Raw genomic sequence first — 22,361 nt, 5'->3', positions numbered from 1 at the left:
ACGCCTGGAGAGCCGCCAGGGACGCCTGGAGAGCCGCCAAGTACCGCTGGAGGGTCGCCAAGGACGCCGGGAGAGCTGGCGGGACGCTCCGGAAGACCGCCAGGAGCGCCCAGGAAGGCCGCCAGGGACACCCAGGAAGGCCATAGGGGGCGTCAAGACAAGCCGCCAGGGACACCAGGAAAGCCGTCTGGAACGCCAAGGCCAGCTGCCCGGGGCGCCGGGAGAGCCGCCAGGGACGTCAGGAGAGCCGCCTGGGACACCCCGACGAGCTGTCAGCGAGTCCGGGCGCTGCAGGGCGCTGGCCGTCGCTGCCTCCGGCGGTTCATTCCGCCTGCTCCGCGGACGCCCGGGCGTCGCGCCGGCGTCCGGCGCGCCGCTTCAGCGCCCGCGGCAGCTCACCGCTCGCCCTCGACCCGCTCCGCCCAGGCGCGCCAGGTGGTCGCGCAGCGCGGCTCGTCCGCGTGCGCGCCGCCGGCGCAGTACGCCGGGTCGCGCGGGGGGCCCAGCACGAGGATCGCGGTGTTGCTGACGAACGGCAGATCGCGCCGCCAGAGATCGCGGAACCCGTCGAGGCGCCGGCGGTACTTCTCTGCGTCGCGCGCGTCGAGGAGCTTGTCGAGCTGCGCGCGGATCTTCTGCTTGAGCTCCTCGTCGTCGGTGACGGCGAGCGTGCGCTGGAGGAACCGGATCTGCGCCTCTCGCTCGCCGGCGCGCCCCAGGATGCCCGCACCGCCGAGCGCCTGCCAGCTGATGTTCGCGTCGCCGCCGCCGAGCTCCGCGGCGCGCGCGAGCATCCGGGCCCCATCGAGGCGCCACTGCGCCTTCTCCTGGGGATCGGTCAGGTACGCGGCCGGCGCGATGAAGCCGACGAACTGGCCGAGCGCGAGCCAGATCTCGCCGTCGAGGGGGCGGTTCTGGACCCCGCGCTCCATGATCTCACGCGCCTTGACGACCTCGCGGTGCGGCGTCTCGCTCGTCTGGAAGGTGATGAGCGCGTCCGCGAACAGGTACGGGTCGCGGAAGGTCGGGTCGAGCGCGTTGATGGCGTCGAGCAGCAGGGTGAGGTTCTCGAACCGGCGCCGCTCCATGGTGTGCATGCCCTGCGAGACGAGCACGTGCGACCAGAGCAGATCGGCCAGCGCGGAGCGGTAGCCGAGCGACAGGGCGACCACCTCGTCCGTCGGCGGCAGGACGTACACGTCGGAGGTCTCGGCGACCCGCTGCGCCAGGTCGGCGGCCGGCGCGCGCACGCTCCCGATGGCGACGGCGGCGGCGGCGGAGAGCGCGACAGCGACGAGCGCCTCGCGCGCGCCTGCGAGGCGGGCGAGGAGCGAGCGGGCTGCCGGAGGAGGCCCCGCCCCGGGCGCGGGAAGGTCCCCCATCATTCCACCTCGCGGTCCACGAACATGCCCGGCAGCACGCGGGCGGGCTCCCCGGGGATCCGCTCGCCGCGCACCTCGAACGTGGACAGCACGCCGTCGCCGTCGAGGTCGCCGTGCGCGGTCGCTGTGAAGCGCATCGCCTTCGACGCGTCGAGCTCGCTCGTGAACTGGAACGAGAACGCGTGGGGCCCCTCGAAGCGGAAGTCGAGCGACCGCCACGTGAGGTGCTCCCACGACTCCGGCGGATCGACCGCGCGCACGCCGCGCGGCACCTGGGCCGGGGTCAGCGGGGCGGACGGGGGGAAGCTGATCTCCTGCGGCCGCGACTCGGCGTAGGCGACAGCGCTCGTCACCAGCCGGTCGAGCCCCTCGATGGGCTCGCTCAGCTTGGATGCGCTGAGGTTTCGGAAGAACGCGGGGACGGCGACGGCGAGGACGCTGCCGCCGACCGCGAAGGCCGCGCTGAGCTCCAGCGCGCTCCAGGAGCGCCAGGTCATGGGCTCCTCTCTACCTCACCCCTCCACGATCGAACAAGCGTGAGGGAGGCACGGTTCGCATCACTCGGATTCGAAGATCGCGGTGCTGGTCACGATCTCGCCGTCGCGCACCTCCCCGGTGCGGGCGATCGTGTACCTCTGCCCGTTGCCCTTCAGGTCCCCGACCGCGCCCACCTCGAAGCCGTCCGGTCCGGGGATGGGAGCGCCAAGCAGGCCCTGGCTGACGTAGCTTCCGCCGACCTGGTACGAGTACTGGAAGTAGATGGGCTGGCTGATGGAGAAGCCGAGGCACTGCCAGCCCGCGAGCGTCGAGCCCGAGTTGAAGTCGGCGCCCGGCGCATCGTCCGGCTGGTACTTCTTCCCCTCGACGGACGCGAAGAGGAGCGGGACCGGCGTCGCCGAGGTGCAGAGGAGGTGAGTGTTCGCCGAGGCGACGCCCGTGGCCGCCAGGATCTGCGAGACGTCGCGCTCGCGCTCGTACTGGGCGATCGCGGTGCGGGTGATGGCGCCGACGGTCTGCTTCGCTTCAGCCGTCTTCGCCGTGACGAGATAGCTGCGCACGCCGAAGATCGCCAGCGCGGCGAGCACGCCGGCGATCGCGACCACGATCATGACCTCGATGAGGGTGAAGGCTCGTCCACGGACCGCTGTCGTGCTCGACATAACACGCCCTCTCCGCTCGCAGACGACGCCGATGGACCGGGGCTGCCCGGCTCATGTGAGCCGGGCAGCCGGGAGGTCTCACTCGAACTCGTTGTTGACGAAGACCTGCGTGGCCAGCGCCAGCTCGCCGTTGGTGATCGTGCCGCCGCGGGCGAAGCCGCTGAACGCAGTGCCGTCGCCGTCGATGTCGCCGATGGCGCTCGCCTCGAAGCCGGTCAGCCCGCCGCCGACCAGGGGCGCGCCTGTGAGGGCGGGGTTGGGGTTGTTCGCACCCCGGAGATAGTGGTACTGATAGTAAATCGGCTGCGACATCGTGAACTTGAGGCACGGCCAGCCCTGGGTCGAGGTGCCCACGTTGAAATCGGCCGTCGGGGCCGAGTTCGGCTGGTATTTCGTGCCCTGTGGGACGGTCCCCGGAACCGGATCGGTCGCCGAGTCGCAGAGCTCGTGGCTTGCGGCCGTCGAGGTGGCGCCGCCGCCCAAGATGGCCGCGGCGGCGTTCTCCCGCTCGTAGGCGGCAGCCGCACCGCGGGTGATCGCGCCCACCGTGTTCTTGGCCTCCGAGGTCTTCGCGGTCGCGAGGTACCGGCGCACGCCGTAGATCGCCAGCGCGGCGAGGACGCCGATGATGGCGACGACGATCATGAGCTCGACGAGCGTGAAGCCTCTCCTGTCATATCGCTTGATTGCACGCATGAGTGTCGATCCTCCGTGATGCTTTCTTTAATTGGATGCTTTGCCGAGACTGACCATGATGTCGCCTGGTGCGGGCTCGGCCGGCCCGCAGCGCGAAAACCTCTCCCACGGACAGGCGCTCTCTGCGCCTCACCGGAGCAAAACTCCTCTAGTCCGTCACTCCGTCTCGTTCTCCCAGTAGATCCCTGACATCGTGGATGTCGTCAGGAGCAAGGCCAACGTCCCATCCGAGTCGCGATCACCGGCCGCCTGGACGACGTACCAGGGGCCGTTCGGCGCGAACTGCGGATCTGCCAGCGGGTTGCCAGCGGGCAGCCCCGACCATGTGAAGCCTGAGTGTGGCGTCACGCTGAAGGGGGGGGCGTCGCCGGCCACAGTCGCGTATCCGAAGCGGACCGCGCCGTCCGTCGTCACGTTGAGCAGCTGCCAGTTCGTGGCGTGGGGGTGAGCGCCGCCCCACGCGCGCTTGCGATCGTTGAGCGTCCCCGCAGGGTACCAGGCATCGAGCGATCCCTGAGACACATTCAGGTACACGAGCATCTCGGCCTTGTAGGCCTCCTGTGCACCGCGGATGCCCTGCATGACCGCCTTCGGCTCGGCGATGCCCGCCGCGTCCATGTACCTGCGGTATCCGACCATGGCGATCGCCGCGAGGACACCGATCATCGCTACGACGACGAGGAGCTCGACGAGCGTGAACGCTCGCCTCGCTGCGCTTCGCTGTCGCCGCCTGCTCCGCATGCGCCCTGTTGCTCCAGCAGGTGACGTGCCAAGGAGAGCGCGGCGCGGCGCCGTCTTCGAGTTGCGCGAGAAGCTCATGAGTTGCCTCGGTTTTCCTTGAGGTGAGGAGGGCAGGGTGCCGGAGGTGTGGGGTTGTGTTCTTTTGCGGCGGTGACGAAAACCGTCACTGCAGGGCGCCCGGCGGTGACGATTCTCGTCGGGATCCTCCCTCCGGGTCGTCGTCTCCCTCCCCATCGGCGGCAAGGGCATGCTTGGCGAGGCGGTAACGCAGCGACCGGAACGAGACGCCGAGCAGCTTGGCGGCCGCCTTGCGGACGCCGCCGGTGCGCTCGAGCGCCTGGAGGATGAGCCGGCGCTCGACCTCGCCGAGCACCTCGTCGAGCGCGCACCCCTCGGGCGGGAGCTGCGCGAGCAGCGGCGCCGGGCTCGCGCTGAGGCCGGCGACGGCGCCCGGGAGGTCACCGAGGCCGATCGTGGGCCCTCCGGCGAGCGCCACCGCGCGCTCCATCATGTTCTCGAGCTCGCGCACGTTGCCCGGGAAGCTGTAGGCGTCGAGCGCGCGCACCGCGTCCGTCGTGAGGCCGCGGACGTCCTTGCCGAGCTCGGCGGCGAAGCGGCGGAGGAAGCGCTCGGCGAGCCGCGAGACGTCCCCGGGGCGCTCGCGCAGCGGCGGCAGCTCGATGCGGATGACGTTCAGCCGATAATAGAGATCCTGCCGGAACCGGCCCTGGCGGACCTCGGCCTCCACGTCCCTGTTGGTCGCGGCCAGGACCCGGACGTCCACCGAGATCTCCGCGGCGGCGCCGACAGGGCGGACCTTCCGCTCCTGGAGCACGCGGAGGAGCTTCACCTGAAGCGCGGCCGGCAGCTCCCCGATCTCGTCGAGGAGCAGCGTCCCGCCGTCCGCCTCCCGGAACAGCCCCATCGAGCGCGCGCCGGCGCCCGTGAACGAGCCCTTCTCGTGGCCGAACAGCTCGCTCTCCATGAGCGCCTCCGGGAGCGCCCCGCAGTTGACCACCAGGAACGGCTTGGCCGCGCGATCGCTCTGGTCGTGGATCGCGCGGGCGACCCGCTCCTTGCCGGTCCCGCTCTCGCCCGTGAGCAGCACGGTGGTGCGCGTCGGCGCGATCTTGGCGATCAGCTCGGCGATCCGCTGCATCGCGACGCTCGTGCCGAGCGGCTCGCGCGACGGGAGATCGAGCCGCTCGAGCTGGGCGCGCAGCCGCTGGTTCTCCGCGACGATCGAGCTCTTCTCGAGCGCCTTCGCGGCGAGCGCCGTGAGCTCCGCCGGCGAGAACGGCTTGGTCACGAAGTCGTACGCGCCGTGGCGCATCGCGTCGAGCGCGCTCTCCACCGTGGAGTGCGCGGTCATCACGATCACCTCGGTCGCGTTGCTCCGCGCCTTCGCGGCCGTGAGCACCTCGATCCCCGAGCCGTCGGGCATCACGAGGTCGGTGAGGACGAGCGGGAACGGCTGCGGGTTCTGGCGGATGGCCTCGATGGCGGCGCGCGCTCCGGGCGCGACAACGACCTCGTAGCCCTGACGGTGGAAGGCAATGTGGAGCACCTGGCGGAGGCCCGGCTCGTCATCGACGACCAGCACCCGGGTGGCGTTCTGCGGGATGCTCGGCGGGATCGACGCCATCACGCCAACACCGTATCACGATGCTCCGCTCACGCGTCGATGGCGGCCATCGGGCGCGGCGCGCCGCGTCGTCACGTCACCGTGTCGTCACCTCGCCGCGTCGTCACTCTCCCACTTCGGTGCATGGAGCTTCGTCGCGCCCTCAGGGGCAGGCGTCGCTCACGACGCCGAGCGGTGTGCGCTCCTCGACGACAAACGATTGCGCCTCGCTCTCCTCGCCTCCGTTGCCCTCCAGCTCCTGCCATACGAGCAGGGTGTCGCAGAGCTCGGCCTCGATCTCGAGGAGGTAACGGCCGTTCCTGTCGGTGTCGTCCTCGATCACGCCCCGCTGCGTCCGCTCGTTGAAGAGGCTGACGCGCGCGCCAGGGCTGCAGTTGCCCGAGATCTGCCATACCCCTTCGCGGTCTGCGACGGGCCGCATCGTGTCGGCCGGCTCGGGCGGGGGGAGCGGCAGCGTCGGGCTCAGGCACGCCGCACCGGCGAGCAGCGAGATCGCGAGGGCGACGGCGAGGTGAAGCGCAGCGCGGCGGAGCATCGGCACGGCACGGCGTCATAGCACACCATGTGCCGCGCCCCCTCCGCCGCGGAGCGCCCTGATGCAGCCGGATTTTCAGCGATCGCGCCGCGACCCGATCGCCGGACCGTCAATTCTGTTGGCGCTCGCGTCCATCGGTTTGCAGCACGCGCAGGGCGACGCGCCGCTTCGCCGTGGCCGCGCCGAGATCCGCGGCCGGGGGGAGCCCGGCGCCGCGCCCGCTCTCCTCGTCGTCGAGCAGCTCGCCGACGAGATCGTAGTCGCTCGCCTGCGTGATCCGGACCCGGCACATCTGGCCGGGGCGGACCTCGCCGCCGGAGAGGTAGACCTGTCCGTCGATCTCGGGCGCCTGACCGGCGTGGCGGCCCATGAGCACGTACTCGTGCTCGTCGCTCGTCCCCTCGACGAGCACCTCGAGCTCGCGGCCGATCATGGCGGCGCTCTTCTTGTGCGAGATGCGGCGCTGCAGCGTCATGAGGCGGCGGTAGCGGCTCGCGGCCGTGCGCGCGGGGACCTTGCCCTCGAGCTCGTGGCTGCGGCTCGCCTCCTCGTCGGAGTAGCGGAACACGCCGACGCGCTCGAACTCGGCCCAGCGCACGAAGTCGCAGAGCTCCTCGAACTCGGCGTCCGTCTCGCCGGGGTGGCCGACGATGAACGCTGTGCGGAACGTGAGGTCGGGGACGTGCTCGCGCAGCGTGGAGACGACCCGGCGGAGGCGATCGCCGCCGTGGCCGCGCCGCATCCGCTTCAGCATCGCGTCGGCGGCGTGCTGGAGCGGCATGTCGACGTAGGGCACGACCCGCGGGTGGCCGGCGAGCAGCTCGACGAGGTCGTCGGTCATCTTCTCGGGGTACAGGTAGAAGAGCCGCACCCAGCGCACGCCGGGCACGTCGGCGACCCGCTCGACGAGCTGCGCGAGCGTCGCGCGCGCGCCGTCCTCGGCGCGGCCGGCCGCGTCGCGGCCGTAGGCGATCGTGTCCTGCGAGATGAGGTTGATCTCGCGGACGCCCGCCGCCGCGAGCTGCTCCACCTCGCGCACCACGTCCGGGATGGGCCGGGAGCGCTGCGCGCCGCGCAGGTCCGGGATCACGCAGAACGAGCAGGTGCGGTTGCAGCCCTCGGCGATCTTGACGTAAGCGCTGCCGCCGGGGGTCGAGAGGGTGCGCGGATCGCCGGCGTGGATCAGCCACTCGGCGGGGTTGCCGACGAGCATCCGCTCGGCGCCGCCCGCGAGCACCCGGCCGAGCTTGAGCATGTCGCTCGACCCGAGGAAGTGATCGACCTCGGGCATCTCGCGGGCGAGCTCGTCGGGGTGGCGCTGCGACAGGCAGCCGGCCACGACCAGGCGCTTGCAGCTGCCGTGCTCCTTGTGCTGCGCCATCTCGAAGATGGCGTCGATCGACTCCTTCTTCGCCTCGCCGATGAAGCCGCAGGTGTTGACGACGATCACCTCGGCCTCGGCCGCGTCGTCGACGTGCGCGTAGCCGGCCGCGCGGGCGACGCCGAGCATCACCTCGGAGTCGACGCGGTTCTTGGGGCAGCCGAGGCTGACGAAATGGACCTTGCGCGAGCTCATGTCGCCGCTCCTTCGCCGTCGACGAAGACGACCCGCCCCGAGGCGAGCGTCATCTTGACGCGGCCCGTGAGCTGCCGTCCGAGGAACGGCGTGTTCTTGCTCTTCGAGCGCAGGCGCGCCGGGTCGAGCACGAAGCTCAGGTTCGGATCCACGAGGCAGAGCTCGGCGCGGGCGCCGGCCTTGATCGTGGGCGCCTCGAGCCGCGCGATGCGGGCGGGGGCGCGGGTGAGGGCGTCGACGAGCCGGCCGAGGGGGAGGGCGCCCTGCCGGACGAGGTCGAGCAGGACCGGGACGACGAGCTCGAGGCCGATGAGGCCGGGCGACGCCTCGGCGAACTCGCAGTCCTTCTCGAGCGTGGAGTGGGGCGCGTGGTCGGTGGCGACCGCGTCGATGGTGCCGTCCGCGAGCGCCTCGCGGAGCGCGTCGACGTCCGCCTGCTCACGCAGGGGCGGGTTGACCTTGCACGCCGTGTCGTAGCCGAGCACGGCGGCGTCGGTGAGCGTCAGGTGGTGGGGCGTCACCTCGGCGGTCACGGCGATGCCGCGGGCCTTCGCCTCGCGGAGGATGCGGACCGCCCCGAGCGACGAGATGTGCGCGACGTGGTAGCGCGCGCCGGTGGCCTCGGCGAGCAGCACGTCGCGCGCGACGATGATGTCCTCCGCCACGCGCGGCCAGCCCCGGAGGCCGAGCCGCGTCGAAATCGCCCCCTCGTGCATCTGCGCCCCGTCGGTGAGCGCGTGGTCCTCGGCGTGCTGGATGATCGTGAGATCGAAGGTCTTCGCGTACTCGAGCGCGCGGCGCATGACGGAGCTCGACGTCACGCAGCGGCCGTCGTCGGAGACCGCCACGGCGCCGGCGTCCTTGAGATCGGCCATCTCGGTGAGCTCGGCGCCCTTCTGGCCCATCGTGATCGCGCCGATGGGGTGGAGCGCGGGCCCCCCGATCGCGCGGGCTCGCGCGATCATGGCCTCGGTGATGGAGCGGGTGTCGTTGACGGGCCGCGTGTTCGGCATCGCGCACACGTGGGCGAAGCCGCCGGCCGCCGCGGCGGCCAGCCCGGAGGCGATGTCTTCCTTGTACTCCTGCCCGGGCTCGCGGAGGTGGGCGTGGAGGTCGACGAACGCGGGGAGGAGCAGGAGCCCATCGCCCTGGATGATCTCGGCCCGGTCGGCGCGGCGCAGCTCGTCGGTCGCTGCGCCGCGTCCCGCCCGGGTGATGACGCCGTCTTCCACGACGACATCGATCACGTCGTCGAGCTGTTGGGCCGGGTCGACGGCGCGCACGCCGACGAAGAGAAGGAGAGGAGGAGGTGAGCCGATGGCCGCCATGGGAGCGCGCTCCCCTAGCACAGGCGCTCCTCGTCGTGCACCGGTGCGGCGTCAGCGGGGGAACCAATCCGGCAAGGAGGCCGCGCGCCGGGGTCAGCTGGCAGCCGGAGGAAGCCAGGGAGGCCTGAGCAAGGCGAAGGACGGGAACGCGACGGGCGCAACGGATGGGACGGATGGGACGGATGGGACGGATGGGACGGATGCGACGAATGTGATGGATGCAACGGACGTGGCGAACTCAACAGGCACAACGGACGGAACGGTCGGCGAAGAAAAACGCTCGGGGCGTGACACAGCGCTTGACGGATCGCGAAAGGGTGAGGTAGTGATGCCGTCCCCGCTCGCGAAGCTGGCGGAATTGGCAGACGCGCTGGATTCAGGTTCCAGTGGGGTAACTCCCGTGGAGGTTCAAGTCCTCTGCTTCGCACCAAGCGCTCTTCTTGTCCTGCTTCTTTAGCCATGACTCTTGCCAAGGTCGTGGCTCTGTCCCTGCTTGCCGTCTTCGGCAGTTCCTGTGATCGCCGCTCCTCCCCCTCGGCGGGAGGAGCCGCGAGTGCCGCCCCTGGTCCGAGCGCCTCGGGGGCGGTCCTCGCAGCCGCCGCTGCGTCGAGCGCCCCGACCGAGCCCGCGGTGGCCACTGCGCCGGCCGAGCCCGAGGTGCCGCGCGGGACCGGCGTGCAGGAGTTCGTGCCCGTCGGCTCCCTCGAGGGGTGCAAGACGAAGTCGGGTGATATCGCGACCTACATCCTGCGCGAGGGGATGGGGATCGCCGGGCGCGCCGACGGTTCGTTCGGGGCCGTGTGGCTCGTGGACCTCAAGGGAGGGGACGCGCAGATCGCGTTCGCCGGCTTCGATAGCGATGCCCGGCAGGTCGCTCGTGCGAGGGCGATCTCGAGCACGCGAGACGCAGGGCTCCGGATCTTCTCCTCGGGCGACGAGTGGGCGGTCACGTGGTTCGACGCGGAGGGGCTCGCGTATGCGAGGCCCCGCTGGGAGACGAACCCGCCGGTGGGGATCCAGCGCGTCGGCGCGATCGGGAGGGAGGTCAGCGACCATGTCGCCCTCGCGCCCGCTCCAGGTGGCGCCCTTGTCGCAGCGGCGCCCTTCGGGCCGGACCGCCATCGCCTGGGGGTGTTCCAGTTCGCGCCGGTGGATCCTGCGCAGCCGCAGCTCAAGGCGGTCGGGGTCACGCGAAGCGCCAAGATGCCGCGCTGGCCTGCGGTCGCTGCCGACGCGTCCGGCGGCTACCTCGTCGCCTGGCAGGACGAGGAGGACGGGAGCATCCGGGCCTCGCGGTTCGACGCCGCGGGCAGGGAAGGGAATGCCCACCTCGTTGCGAAGCGACAGGGCGGCGACCGACCGGCTGGCGCGGCTCAGGAGACACCGGACAGGGATCAGCGGCTCGGGCTCGTGGCTACAGGCAGCGCCGGCGCGCTGCTGCTCTGGAGCGAGGGAGCCACCTTGATCGCCCGCGCTCTGGACGCCGAGGCGCAGCCGCGCGGGGCGCCCTGGGTCGTCGGTAAGGGCAAGTGGCGCGCGCTCGCGCCGAGCGGCGACGGGGCCCTCGTGGCGTGGGTCGGCCACGATGGCAAGGTGGAGGGGCAAACCCTGCTCGTGAAGCTGGCCGCCGACGGAGCGCCCTCTGCTCGAGGGATCCGGGTGTCGGATGGGGTGTTTCCCGTAAAGGATTCTCCGAGCGTCGCGCTCGCCGGTGAGCGGGTGGGCGTCGCATGGACGGAGCCCATGAGCACCGGTGTGAGCACGAAGCGCGCAGTCTTGCGGGTGATCGAGCGCACCTGCATCCCCTGAGCGCTCACGCGACGAGAGGCCCGGTGCGGCGGGCGTAGCGCGGCCTCCGGCGCTAGGATGAAGAGCGTGAGCCACGCATTCGGCCCGACTCAGCCACCGCCGAACCGCGATGCGAACGAGCCGCCTGCAGCGCTCAGGGACGTGCAGACGGCCGCCCTGCCCTTCGAAAACGAGCCGCCTGCCGGCGCGCCGCCCTGCGACCCCGTCGCGGCGCGCGTCGCGCTCGTGCCGGCCGCAGCCCAGCTGAGCCGCGCGCAGGCGGCGCGGCTGATCATCCAGGATCCCTACCTCACGCCGCCGCCCCCGCCGGAGCGACGGCAGCTCTCCACGCTGGCCGTGAGCTCGGTCGTCGCGGCGCTGTTCGGGCCGCTCGGGGCGATCGCCGCGATCGCCTTCGGCTGGGCGGCGCGCCGCGAGATCGAGCAGGCCCCGGCCGTGCGCAGGGGGTACGCGCTCGCCAGCGTCGGGCTCGCGCTCGGCGTCCTGCTCACCCTCTGCTGGAGCTCGGCGATCGGCTTCGGCGTGTGGATGTGGAGCACCCATCGCACCGGAGAGACGGCCTCCGCCATCCCGGAGGGGGAGGCCTCGCCGGAGCCGGCGAGCACGGCGTCGCCGTCGATGCCGCTGCCGGAGGCGCCTCCCCCGGCGGCGCAGCCGAGCGGCAGCGTCCCTCAGCACACGACCCACCGGCGCGTCGGGGGGGTCTTGATCGTCGATATCGGCGTCGACGTCTCCGTGCTCAGCGAGGAGCTCGCCAAGCAGCGCGCGGAGGCGTACGCCCAGGGCGAGAAGGTCCTCGTGATGACGACGAGCGATCCCTGCGAGCCGTGCCGCGGGGTCGACCGCGCGCTCGCCGATCCGCTGATGCAGACGGCCCTCCGGAGCGTGCGGCTCGTGCGCGTGGACATCGATCTCTTCAAGGAGGACCTCGACCAGATCAAGGTGCCGCGGCGGCTCTATCCGGGCTTCTTCCTGCTCTCGCCGGATCTCTCCCCGCAGGACGGGATCAACGGCGGCGAGTGGGACGACGACATCGCGCGCAACATCGCGCCCGTGCTCGGGGCGTTCGTGCGGGGCCAGTACACGACCCGCCGGCAGCCGTGGAACCCGCTGCCCGGCTCGGGCATGCGGCTCTGAGCCGGGTCGCGCGCGGCGACGAGCCCCTCGCGCGCCGGACAGGGTAAGCTCGGGCTGTGAAGCGCTTCGGCCAGCTCGTCCTCTTCGCTCTCTGCGTCGCGTTCAGCGTCTCGGCGGTCTACAACGTCGTCTCGGACAACGCCGACGTCGAACGGAGGGCGGCGCTCGTCGCGTGCGGCGAGGACGGCGCCGCGAGCGCGCCGGAGCCGCGCCGCCCCAGCGAGGGCTGCAGAGCGCAGATGACGCGGCTGGAGCGGACGCCGTTCGGCCAGACCTTCGAGTTCACCACGGCGAAGCGCACCGTGGACGTCAGGTGCGAGCGCGCGCTCGTGTTCGCCGGCGAGTACAGCTGCAAGCTCCGGTGATCGCCGCGGCGGCGGCCTTCACCCCGCCCGCCGCAAGAGGCCGTTATCCGCGCGGAAGTTACGCTATGGTGGGCGGCCGTGACGAGCCACACAGCGCGCCTTCCTCGCTCGATCGGCCCCGAGGCCGCGCGCATCGTCGTGGGCTTCGCCTCCGCGCTCGCAGCGGCCGCGGCGGTTGCCCACGGCGCGCCGCCGGCGCTGGCCGCGCAGGTGTCCTCGCCGGCGCCGCTCGGCGCGCCTGTGGTCGCGCCCGCCGCCGCGCCCGCGCAGCTGCCGCAGGGCGGCGGACCGAGCCCTCCCGCCCCGCCGCCGCTCTCCCGTGACGAGGAGGAGAAGCGGCTCCGCATCGAGCGAGCGACCGCGCTGCACGACGAGGCGCAGCGGCGCTACCAGCACGGCGAGTACCGCGCGGCCATCGCGAAGCTGGAGGCCGCCGTGGCGCTCGATCCCGAGGGCAAAGAGCTCATCTACAACCTGGCGATGATCCACGAGCGGCTGGGCGAGATCGACGAGGCCGAGCGCTACTACCGCCGCTACCTCGACATGGAGGCGCTCCCGAAGGCGCGTGAGGAGGTCCACGCGGTCCTCAAGCGGCTCAAGGGCGCGAAGCGGGAGCTCGCCAGCGCGAAGCCGCCAGCGCCCGAGAAAGCCGCCTCGGTCTCCACGGCGCTGCCGTATTTGCCGCGCCTGCCGCGCCCTCCCGCGGCGGTCGGCGGCGCGAGGCCGCGCGCGACCTGGCTCGCCGTCAGCGGGGGCATCGCCGCGGGGTCGCTCGTGGTCGGCGGCGTCTTCGCCGCGCTCGCCGTGGCGCGGGATCCCGGCGCCGACGAGCGCACCGGGGCCGGCGTCTCCATCGCCGATCTGCAGGCCGACGCGAGCGCCGCTCACCGGTGCGCCGTCGCCGCGGACGTCGCCTTGCTGGTCGCCGGCCTCTCCGGGGCAGCGGCGCTCTACCTGTACCTGTCTCCGGGGGCGCCCGCGGCGAGCCCAGCCTCTCGCGCGGCCTCGGCCGTCGGCTCGCGCGCGCTGCTCTCGGGTCAGGACCACCGGCCTCTCCCGCGCGGCGCCGGCGCAGGGGCGCAGGCGATCCGCCTGTCGCTGGGCGCCGATGGAGCCCGGCTCCGGGTGCAGTTCTGATGCGCCACGGCGCCGCGCTGCGGAGGCTGCTCCGCGGGCTCGCCGCGCTCGTGTCGCTCGGCGCCGGGTGCGAGGTCCTCGTCGACGGGACGCTGGGCCAGGTGCGCTGCTCGGACGAGGGCGCGATCGGGCCGCCGGCGTGCCCCGAGGGCGCCGTTTGCAGGGAGGGCGCCTGCGTCGAGCAGCAGCTGGAGCGCGCGCTGGGCGCGCGCTGCGCGCGGCACGAGGACTGCGGCGCGCTCGATTTCTGCCTCGATCCAGCGCTGTTCGACGGCGACGGGCCGCGCGTATGCTCGCGCGCCTGCTGCAGCTCGAGCGACTGCGATCCTGTCCGGGATGCCGTCTGCTGGATCCCCGACGGCGGAGGGAGCGGCCTCTGTCGCATCGGCCGGGAGGTCGGCCGGCCCGACGTGGGCACGCAGCTCTCCGGCGCGTCCTGCGCCGCGCCCGGCGACTGCCGATCTGGCATCTGCAGCGGCGGCGTCTGCGTCGACGCCTGCTGCTCCGACACCAGCTGCGCCGCGAACGGGGCGGCGTGCCGGCTCACGACGGATCTCGTCTCGCCCGGCCCGGCCCTGGCGTGCCGGGCCGCCGCCCTGGGCGATGGAGGCTACTTCGAGCCCTGCGCTCTGGACGATGACTGCGCGTCCGGGCTCTGCGCCGAGGTCGAAGGGAGAGGCCGCTGCACCATCCCGTGCTGTGGCTCGGAGATGTGCCCGGACACGCCCGGCGAGGTGAGGCAGCGCGTCGGCTGCGCCGAGCTCGCGATCGACGAACGCTCGACCGTCCGCGCGTGCATCAGGCTGCTGTCCGGGGACAGCCTTGCGGCCATCGGCGCTCCGTGCTCCACGCCCGAGGACTGTCGGAGTGGTATGTGCATCAAGGATCCTGAACAAACGCAGCGATTCTGTAGCGACGTCTGCTGCAGCGATGCGTCCTGCGGCGACGCCGCGTTCTTCGGCTGTCGCCCGCGAGCGACAGGCGAGTCGTGGGCCTTGCGATGCGAGCCCAAGTAACGGACGATCCCCCCATCGCGGTGGTAGTTCGTGCAGCAGACGGCCAGTTCCCAGCCAGCGCCCCCGGGTCGCCCGACGAGCCCAGCAGGGCCATGGCGCTGATTTGCCCGCGCTGTCACCACCTCGCGGCCGTCGCTGGGAGGACCTCGTCCAGCCAGCTCCCGTCCCCCGCCGGCGAGCGCGGTTCCCAGGACGGCCAGAGCGCGAGGCTACCTCGTTGCCCCCACGACGGGCTGGCCCTCGTGAGCCGCGAGGTGCTCGCCGAGACCGACGGAGATCCGCTGCTGGGGATCACGATCGCGGATCGGTTCGTGATCGTGGGCAAGCTCGGCGCCGGCTCGATGGGCACGGTGTACCGCGCGCGCCAGGAGGCGATGGGCCGCGACGTGGCCATCAAGATCCTGCGGTCGGACAGGGCGTTCGACGCGCAGGCGAAGGCGCGCTTCACCCGCGAGGCGCGCGCGATGAGCCTCCTCCGGTCGCCGCACACGGTCACCGTGTTCGATTTCGGCGAGGTCGTGGACGACGCGACGGACGCGGCCTTCGGCCGCGGTCGCTCCGCAGAGCAGAGCTCGCCCATGGAGGGGACGGCGTCGAGCAGCGGCTCGCTCTACCTCGCGATGGAGCTGCTCGAGGGCGAGTCGCTCGGCCAGCGGCTCAAGCGCCTGCGGCGGCTGCGCATGGGCGACGCCGCCCGCTTCGCGCGGCACGCGCTCCTGTCGCTGGCCGAGGCGCACGACAAGGGGATCATCCACAGGGACCTCAAGCCGGACAACCTGTTCCTGGCGAGGCCCCCCGCGGGCGAGCACGAGGAGATCTGCAAGGTGCTCGACTTCGGCATCGCGAAGGTGATGACCGGGACAGAGCGGCCGGTCGACGCCCTCGAGACCCAGGCAGGCACCGTCTTCGGGACGCCGCGGTACATGTCGCCGGAGCAGGCGCAGGGCAGGCCGCTCGATGCGCGGAGCGACCTGTATTCGCTCGGCGTCCTGCTCTATCAGATGCTGGTCGGGAGGCCGCCGTTCATCGACGACGATGCGGTCGTCGTGATGGCGAGGCACATCAAGTCGTCGCCCGTGCCGGCGAGCGAGGCCGCGCCGGACGCCAGGATACCGCCGTCGCTCTCGCAGCTCCTGCAGCGCGCCCTGGCCAAGCGGCCCGAGGATCGGCCGCGGAGCGCCCAGGAGTTCATCGCCGAGCTCGATCGCGCGATGGACGAGGCCAGGCCGAGCCTCGACCGCGAGCGCCTCGGCCCGGCTCAGCCCGCCGAGGTCGGCGCCACGAGCGAGCTGCTCGCGGTCGTGGGCGACGACGCCGCGCAGGCGCCGAGCACGCTGCGTTCCGCGCCACGGAGGCGCACCTCGCGCGTGGCCGTCGGCGCCGGCGCGCTGTCCCTGATCGTGATGGCGCTCGCCGTGCGCGAGCTCCGCCGGCCCGCGGACGGCGGCGCGCACAGTCTTCAGAAAGGGGTAGCGCTGGAGGCGAGGGTACTCGCGGACGCGATAGCGCGCGCCAACCCGCCGCCCGCCGCCACGACGACCCCGCCGGCGGCGCCGTCGCCGCCCGGCACGACGACCGCGCCGTCGCCGCCCGGCACGACGACCGCGCCGTCGCCGCCCGCCGCGACGACCGCGCCGTCGCCGCCGCCGATGCCCGCCGCGACGACCGCGCCGGCGCCGTCACCCGCCGCCACGACGACCGCTCTGGCGCCGCCGCCCGCCGCCGCGACGACCGCGCCGGCGCCGCCTCCGTCGCCCGCGGGTGTCGCCAGCGCGGCGCCCGCGCCGACGGGCGTCCCATCGGCTTCGATACCGAAGCGAAAGACAGCGCAGCCGCGCAAGCCGTATGTGAAATTCGACTGATGACGGCACGCGCGCGGCACCGCTGCGCGAGGCCGACGTCGGCCCCCGACTGCCCGCTCTTCCATGGAGTCCCGTCGCGCGAGAGACAGCGGCGTCCGATCGCGAAGGACGCCGAGAGTCGCTGTACGAGCCGGAGGCTAACGTGTAACTTCGCCGCGCACCGATGGATCCCCGGGAGATGGAAACGCTCGTCCAGCGGCTCGTCACGAATCCGCATGACGGGGAAGCCCTGGCGTATGCTCACCGAGCCGGGGAGCAGGACCCACGCTCGTACGCCATGCTGCTCGAGCGCGTAGGCAGCTCCACCGCAGATCCATCGTACGCGGCGCACTGGCTGAGCGAGGCCGCGAACGTGTGGTCGACCACCATCGGCGACGCGCACCACGCCGCGCGGACGCTCATGATCGCCATCGACAAGGATCCGACGCAGCGGACCGCGGCGGAGCGGCTGGCGCAGCTCTACCGCGACAAGGGCGATCAGAAGGCGCTCGTCGCGCTCCTGGAGCGGCTCGTCAAGGCGCTCACGCCGCTGCTCTTCGAGCGGCCCGAGGTGCGCGCGCAGGTCTCGACCCTGCACGAGGAGCTCGGCCGGCTGTGGAGCGAGCCGCCGCTCTCGCGGCCGGAGCGCGCCCTCGAGAACTGGCGCCGCCTGGCGGAGCTCGATCCGCACAACGTCTACGCCATCTACGCCGCCCGCGAGATGCTGAAGGCCCAGCAGCAGTACGCCGAGGCGATCCCGTACTTCGCGATGGAGCAGGCGCTCGTCGACGACCCGGAGCGGCGGCTCGCCCTGCTGCGCGACGAGGCCGACATCCGGCGCCGCGCCGGCGACCTCGCGGGCTCCACGGTGGCGCTGCGGAACGCGCGCGCGTTCGTGCCGCACGACGTGGGGCTCATCCAGGCGCTCGGCGTCGCCATCGTCGACCGCATCGAGGCGGGCGAGCCGGTGCCGCAGCCAGAGCGCGACGAGGCCGCGGAGCTCTTCGTGGCGCTCGCGGAGACGTACGACGGGGAGTACGGCTACTCGTACTCGGTCTACGCCCTCCGCGCGGCGCCGGGGCACGATCGCGCCATGCAGCTCGCCGACCATTACGGGAAGCAGCTGGGCCGCATCGCGGAGCTTCGCCCGCGCTACCTCGCCTACCTCCAGGTCAACCCGAACGGGTTCATGGCCCCCGAGGCGCGCAAGCGGGCGTCCGTCGCGCCCCCCCCGCGGCTGCCGTCGGCGCCGCCGCCGCCCATGGGCGTGGCTGCCGCGCCTGCGCACCGGTCGTCGGTGCCGCCCAGCGCGGGAGCCGCCCATGCGCACGCGTCCGTGCCCCCCTCGGGCCTCCTCTCGTCGCCGGCCGTCGCTGGGCTGGTCGATCCGGCGGTGGCCGCGTTCGCGCCGGCGTCTTCGTTCGCTCCCGCGCCGGGGTCGACGGCGCCGGACACGCTGGCTTCACCTGCGGACGCCGTAGCGCCGGCCCCCGCGGGGGCGTACGGCCTGGCCGGCGCCGCGCCGGCGCCCGGCGCCTTCGGTAGCTCGGCTCCCTCGGAGGAGCTGCAGCCTCCGAGAGAGGAGCCGGCCGAGGTTCGCAAGCCGATGACGCTCGCCAGGCTCCGTGAGGTGCTCAAGGGCGAGCCGGCCAACCCGGACGTGCTCGCGCAGGTCGAGGAGCAGCTGCGCCAGAAGCGGATGTTCGTCGAGCTGCGGGACGTGCTGCTCGCGGCGGCGCGCGTCCCCGAGGCGCCCATCGAGCGCAGGAAGGCGCAGCTGCGCGACGTCGCCGGGCTGTGCGAGGCGCAGCTGCGCGACGTCGACACGGCGGTCCAGGCCTGGAAGCTGCTCTCCGAGCTCGATCCAGGCGACGCGCAGGCGCAGGCCGAGCTGAGGCGGCTGCTCGAGCGGAGCTCGCGGTGGGACGACCTCGCCGCGCTGCTCGAGCACGACGCCGCCGCGACGCCCGACGTCGCGCAGCGGGTCGAGCTCGAGAGGGCGCTCGTCGCGCTCCACGAGCAGAAGCGCCGCGACCCCATCGCGGCCGCGGAGGCGTGGGTGCGGATCGCGGGCCTCATGCCTGACGACGGCGCGGCGCTCCTGTCCGCCGTCAAGCTCTTCGAGCGCGGCGAGCGCTTCGACCTCGCGGCGCGGGTCCTCGCCGACGCGACGACCTGGTTCCAGGGGAAGCTGACCCACGGGCCGCTCCTTCAGAAGCTCGGCGAGCTCCGGATGCGGCTCGACGAGCCGGGCGCCGCGGGCGACGCCTACGGCCAGGCCGCCGAGCTCCTGCGCCAGCCGAGGCTGTGGGAGCTCGCGCAGAAGGCCTACGTCGCGGCGGGGCGGCTCGCCGAGGCGGCGAGGGCGCTCTGCGAGCGCGCGCTGCTCGCGGACCGCAAGGCGCGTCCGGCGCTCCTCGTCGAGGCCGCCGAGCTGCTCCTCAGCGCCGGAGACGTCGACGGCGCGCTCGACCGCGTCGAGCGCGCCATCGAGATCGATCCGGCGACGGACGCCGGCCCCGCGATCGAGGACCTCTACCGGCGCGCCCACCGGCGGCCCGAGCTCGTGCGGTTCCTCCTGAGCCGGGCCGAGGTGCTCGGCGACAGGGCGGAGCGCGTCGCGGCGCGACGGGCCGCGGCGGCCCTGCAGCGCGAGCTCGGTGACCGCGACGGGGAGCGCGCGACGCTCACGCTCCTGCTCGCCGACGGCGACGACGCCGAGGCCATCGAGCGGCTGGCCCAGGACGCCGGCGAGCGCGGCGATCACCAGCAGGGCGCGGAGCTCCTCCGCAAGCTCGGCGATCTGACGGACAGCGAGCCCGGCAAGATCTCGCTCGCCCTGCGCGAGGCGCGCATGCTCGCGGAGGGCCCCGGCGACCTCGAGGCCGCGATCGCGCGCTACGAGGCGGTCGTGGCGACGCTCGATCCGCAGAACCGGATCGCGCTACGGGGGATCGCCGATCTGGAGGAGCAGCGCGGCAACCCGAGGGGGGTCGCGGGCGCGCTCGAGCGTGAGCTCGTGCTCGTGTACGGCCACGACCAGGTCGACATCGCGCAGCGGCTCGCGGCGCTGTACGAGGGCCCGCTCGACGATCCGCGCGGCGCCGTCCGGGCGCTCGAGATCGTCCACGCCGTCGAGCCGGACGACCTCGACGCGGTCGCCCGGCTCCTGCGGCTCGCCGAGCGGCTGAACGATTGGCCAAAGGTCGCGCGCCTGATGGCGATCCTGATCGAGGTGGAGGGCGACGACGACGAGGCGTCGCAGATGACCCGCCGCCTCGCCGACATCCTGGACCAGCAGCTGGGCAAGAGCGACGAGGCGCTGGCGCTCCTGGAGCGGCTCGCGGATCAGGGCGACGAGCCGTGCCGAGACGCGTACGTCGCGCTCGGCGATCGGGTCGGGTGGAAGGGGATCGTCGCGACCAAGCTGGTCGCCTGGAACGAGTCGATCGCGCGCGCGGGGCGCGAGCTCGCCCTGCGCGGGGCCTTCGAGCGCTTCGTGGAGGTCGGTCGCCAGAAGGACGCCGCGCGCGTGGCGATGGAGCTCGCGCGCTCGCGCACCGCCGACGCCGGCCTCGCGGAGAAGCTCGAGGCGATCGCGGTGGAGCTCCAGGATCGCGAGGCCCTCACCGTCGCGCACGAGCTCCTCGCCAGGGATCTCTCGGGCATGGCCCGGGCGGCCGAGCTCGTGCGGCAGGCCGAGGTCCGGGTCTCCGTGGGCGCCGATCCGCTGGAGTCGATCCACCACGGCGAGGGCGCGCTCGCGAGCGTGCCGACCGCCGAGGTCGAGCCGCTGCTCCAGCGGCTCGCGGCGCTGGCCGAGGCCCCTGGCCTCATCATCGACCTCTTCGAGCGCCAGGTGAGCCGGTGCCGCACGCCGGCCGATCGCCTGGCGGCGCTCGTCCGCGCCGCCCAGATCGCCTGCGAGCGCGGCGCCATCGACCGGGCGAGGAGCTTCTTCGAGCTGGCCCTCGGCGGCGGCGTCCAGGAGGAGACGATCGCCATGCTCGAGCAGGTGGCGCGGGACGACGACGAGCGATCGGGGTCGACGGCGCTGCGCACGATCCTCGTCGAGGCGCTCGCGGCCGGCGGCCAGGGCTCGCGCGACGGCGGCCGCACCCGGGCGGCGCTCCTGCGGCGCGCGGCCACGATCGCGCACCAGGACCTCCGCGACGTCGACCGCGCCTTCGGCTGGCTGGGCGACGCCGTGCTGGCGCAGGTCGACGACGCTTCGCTCGACGCGCTCGAGGCCCTCGGGCGCGAGGTGGGCGATCTGCCCCGCGTCAGCGCGACGCTGGACCGCGCGCTCGACGAGGTGTTCGACGGCCCGCTCGTGCGCAAGCTCCTGCAGCGTCGCGCCAGGCTGCGGCGCGATGTGCTCGGCGACAGGCAGGGCGCCGCGGCGGACCTGAAGAAGCTTCATGACCTGTCGCCCTCGGATCAGGACGTGATGAACGACCTGTCGGGTCTCCTGCTGGAGCTCGGCGATCACCGCGGCATGATCCAGCTGTACGAGGACCAGATCCTCCGCGGCCGCGATCCGGCGCAGCGAGCGGAGCTCGCGCGCAAGGTGGCGCGCCTCTGGGAGGAGGAGCTCGGCGAGGCGCGCGAGGCGGCGGACGCCTGGCGCCGCGTCCTCCGCATGAAGGCGGGCGATCCGGACGCGACCGCGGGCCTCGAGCGGGCCAAGACCGGCAAGCTCAAGCGCACCCCGCCGCCTCCTTCGCTCCCGACCCGGGCGCCGGGCCCGCCGCTGACCGAGCCGCCGCTCGCGCCCCGGGCGCCGGCGCTCGAGACGCTCGGCCTCGAGGCCGGCGCGGTGGCGGCGGTGAGCAACGGCTACGCGGGCTCCGAGGCGCACGAGGGCGCCGAGGCGCAGCCGGCCGCGGAGGCGCTGTCGGTTGCGGCGGCGCAGCCGGCTCCCGAGGCACAGCCGGCTGCGGAGGCGTACCCGGCTGCGGAGGCGTACCCGGTTGCGGAGGCGTACCCGGCTGCGGAGGCGTACTCGGTTGCGGAGGCGTACCCGGCTGCGGAGGCGTACCCGGTTGCGGAGGCGTACCCGGCTGCGGAGGCGTACCCGGCTGCGGAGGCGTACCCGGCTGCGGAGGCGTACCCGGCTGCGGAGGCGTACCCGGCGGATGCCGCCGCCCCGCAAGCGCTGCCTGTCGAGCCGGTGCAGCAGGTCTGGACCTACGGCGTCGCTTCGCACGCCGACGCGGCCGACGCGAGCGGCGGCGCTGCCCATGTCGATGTGGCCCTGCGCGAGGGGCAGAGGCTCCCTCTGGATAGCGCCACCCAGGTCATCCACGTTGCTCCGGCTGCGTATGCCGATGCGCCGGCCGCTCCCGCGCAATGGTCGGAGTTCGACGCTCATGCAGCGCCGCCGGCGCTCGGCGACATCGACGATGGCGAGGTCCATCGAGCGCACGAGGAGGTATCCCTCTCGGCCCCTGCGCTCCCCGAGGCGCCCGCTGCTCCCGTGCCGCCCCTGCCTGGCTCCGACGCGATCGACGTCGACACGGATGCGGAAGACGTGGAGTTGCTCGACGACGATCCTGGTGCTCGCTAGCTCTCCCCCGCCGATCCTGCCGCCGGCGCTCCGGCCGGGCGATACCGTCGCGGTGATCGCCCCTTCCAGCCCGTTCGAGCACGTCCTCGCGCGGGTCGGCATCGGCTGGCTCGCCCAGCGCTACCGCGTCCTCTTCGACGCGGGCGAGGGGCCTCCGTTCGACGACGACGACGGCCGGCGGGGCGGGCCGCCATCGCTGTCGGCGCCCTCCCATCACGGGCTGTTCGCGCGGGCCGGTTACCTGGCCGGCAGCGACGCCCGACGCAGCGACGAGCTCGCCCGCGCTCTCTCGCACCCGACGTCAGGGCCATCTTCGCGGCCCGCGGCGGCTACGGCGCGAACCGGTTCGTCCACCGGCTCGACTGGAGCGTCCTCGCAGCGCACCCCCGCTGGATCGTCGGCTTCTCCGACGTCACGGCCCTCC

16 protein-coding genes, 1 tRNA gene and 1 pseudogene are annotated in these 22,361 nt (G+C 73.1%); 9 read left to right on the top strand and 9 right to left on the bottom strand.

Annotated features, from left to right (window positions below; all coding sequences use genetic code 11):
* Nucleotides 1–395: 395 nt before the first annotated feature.
* The 9 genes from POL72_RS01350 to POL72_RS01310 all read right to left on the bottom strand — a co-directional run bounded on the left by POL72_RS01350 (nt 396) and on the right by POL72_RS01310 (nt 9,063).
* Nucleotides 396–1,385, bottom strand: a complete 990-nt coding sequence (locus POL72_RS01350; RefSeq protein ID WP_272093089.1) for a hypothetical protein — start codon at nt 1,383–1,385, stop codon at nt 396–398.
* A complete protein-coding gene (locus POL72_RS01345) occupies nt 1,382–1,879 on the bottom strand; it encodes a hypothetical protein (protein ID WP_272093088.1) in 498 nt (165 codons plus the stop codon). The genes POL72_RS01350 and POL72_RS01345 overlap by 4 nt, the downstream gene beginning before the upstream one ends.
* Before the next feature lie 60 nt (nt 1,880–1,939).
* Nucleotides 1,940–2,542, bottom strand: a complete 603-nt coding sequence (locus tag POL72_RS01340) for a type IV pilin protein (protein WP_272093087.1) — start codon at nt 2,540–2,542, stop codon at nt 1,940–1,942.
* 78 nt (nt 2,543–2,620) lie between these two features.
* Nucleotides 2,621–3,238, bottom strand: a complete 618-nt coding sequence (locus tag POL72_RS01335; RefSeq protein WP_272093086.1) for a type IV pilin protein — start codon at nt 3,236–3,238, stop codon at nt 2,621–2,623.
* Between the two features lie 156 nt (nt 3,239–3,394).
* The gene (locus POL72_RS01330) at nt 3,395–3,979 is read right to left on the bottom strand and encodes a type IV pilin protein (protein WP_272093084.1); all 585 of its coding nucleotides are present in this window, start codon (nt 3,977–3,979) and stop codon (nt 3,395–3,397) included.
* 163 nt (nt 3,980–4,142) lie between these two features.
* On the bottom strand, nt 4,143–5,624 hold the full coding sequence (locus POL72_RS01325; RefSeq protein ID WP_272093083.1) for a sigma-54-dependent transcriptional regulator: 1,482 nt from the start codon (nt 5,622–5,624) through the stop codon (nt 4,143–4,145).
* A 142-nt stretch (nt 5,625–5,766) separates the two neighbouring features.
* On the bottom strand, nt 5,767–6,159 hold the full coding sequence (locus POL72_RS01320) for a hypothetical protein (RefSeq protein ID WP_272095897.1): 393 nt from the start codon (nt 6,157–6,159) through the stop codon (nt 5,767–5,769).
* A 109-nt stretch (nt 6,160–6,268) separates the two neighbouring features.
* Entirely contained in the window at nt 6,269–7,735 is a 1,467-nt protein-coding gene (gene rimO / locus POL72_RS01315; protein WP_272093082.1) for a 30S ribosomal protein S12 methylthiotransferase RimO, read from the bottom strand.
* Nucleotides 7,732–9,063 carry a dihydroorotase gene (locus POL72_RS01310; protein ID WP_272093081.1) on the bottom strand — a complete coding sequence of 444 codons (1,332 nt, stop codon included), beginning with the start codon at nt 9,061–9,063 and terminating at the stop codon, nt 7,732–7,734. The genes rimO and POL72_RS01310 overlap by 4 nt, the downstream gene beginning before the upstream one ends.
* Nucleotides 9,064–9,406: 343 nt before the next feature.
* Between POL72_RS01310 and POL72_RS01305 the strand changes: the two genes are divergently transcribed.
* From POL72_RS01305 to POL72_RS51120, 9 genes and pseudogenes are all read left to right on the top strand, one after another.
* Nucleotides 9,407–9,493 (top strand) — tRNA-Leu (locus tag POL72_RS01305).
* A 200-nt stretch (nt 9,494–9,693) separates the two neighbouring features.
* Nucleotides 9,694–10,872: a hypothetical protein gene (locus POL72_RS01300; protein WP_272093079.1), complete on the top strand. Its 1,179-nt coding sequence runs from the start codon at nt 9,694–9,696 to the stop codon at nt 10,870–10,872.
* A gap of 66 nt (nt 10,873–10,938) precedes the next feature.
* Complete coding sequence (locus POL72_RS01295) at nt 10,939–12,009, top strand: DUF4190 domain-containing protein (RefSeq protein ID WP_272093078.1); 1,071 nt, start codon at nt 10,939–10,941, stop codon at nt 12,007–12,009.
* A gap of 56 nt (nt 12,010–12,065) precedes the next feature.
* Nucleotides 12,066–12,374, top strand: a complete 309-nt coding sequence (locus POL72_RS01290; protein WP_272093076.1) for a hypothetical protein — start codon at nt 12,066–12,068, stop codon at nt 12,372–12,374.
* A gap of 78 nt (nt 12,375–12,452) precedes the next feature.
* Nucleotides 12,453–13,511 (top strand): tetratricopeptide repeat protein, encoded by a 1,059-nt coding sequence (locus POL72_RS01285; RefSeq protein WP_272093075.1) that lies wholly within the window; start codon nt 12,453–12,455, stop codon nt 13,509–13,511.
* The gene (locus tag POL72_RS01280; protein ID WP_272093074.1) at nt 13,511–14,527 is read left to right on the top strand and encodes a hypothetical protein; all 1,017 of its coding nucleotides are present in this window, start codon (nt 13,511–13,513) and stop codon (nt 14,525–14,527) included. The genes POL72_RS01285 and POL72_RS01280 overlap by 1 nt, the downstream gene beginning before the upstream one ends.
* Nucleotides 14,528–14,619: 92 nt before the next feature.
* Nucleotides 14,620–16,389, top strand: a complete 1,770-nt coding sequence (locus POL72_RS01275; RefSeq protein ID WP_272093072.1) for a serine/threonine-protein kinase — start codon at nt 14,620–14,622, stop codon at nt 16,387–16,389.
* Nucleotides 16,390–16,567: 178 nt separating this feature from the next.
* A complete protein-coding gene (locus tag POL72_RS01270; protein WP_272093071.1) occupies nt 16,568–21,937 on the top strand; it encodes a tetratricopeptide repeat protein in 5,370 nt (1,789 codons plus the stop codon).
* A 105-nt stretch (nt 21,938–22,042) separates the two neighbouring features.
* Nucleotides 22,043–22,342 (top strand): annotated as a pseudogene (locus POL72_RS51120) (LD-carboxypeptidase); the annotation flags it as partial.
* Between the last annotated feature and the right edge of the window lie 19 nt (nt 22,343–22,361).

The organism is Sorangium aterium (assembly GCF_028368935.1).
Classification (GTDB): Bacteria; Myxococcota_A; Polyangia; order Polyangiales; family Polyangiaceae; genus Sorangium; species Sorangium atrum.
The sequence above is the reverse complement of the archived record's forward strand: the minus strand, read 5'-3'. Positions and strand labels throughout refer to the sequence as shown.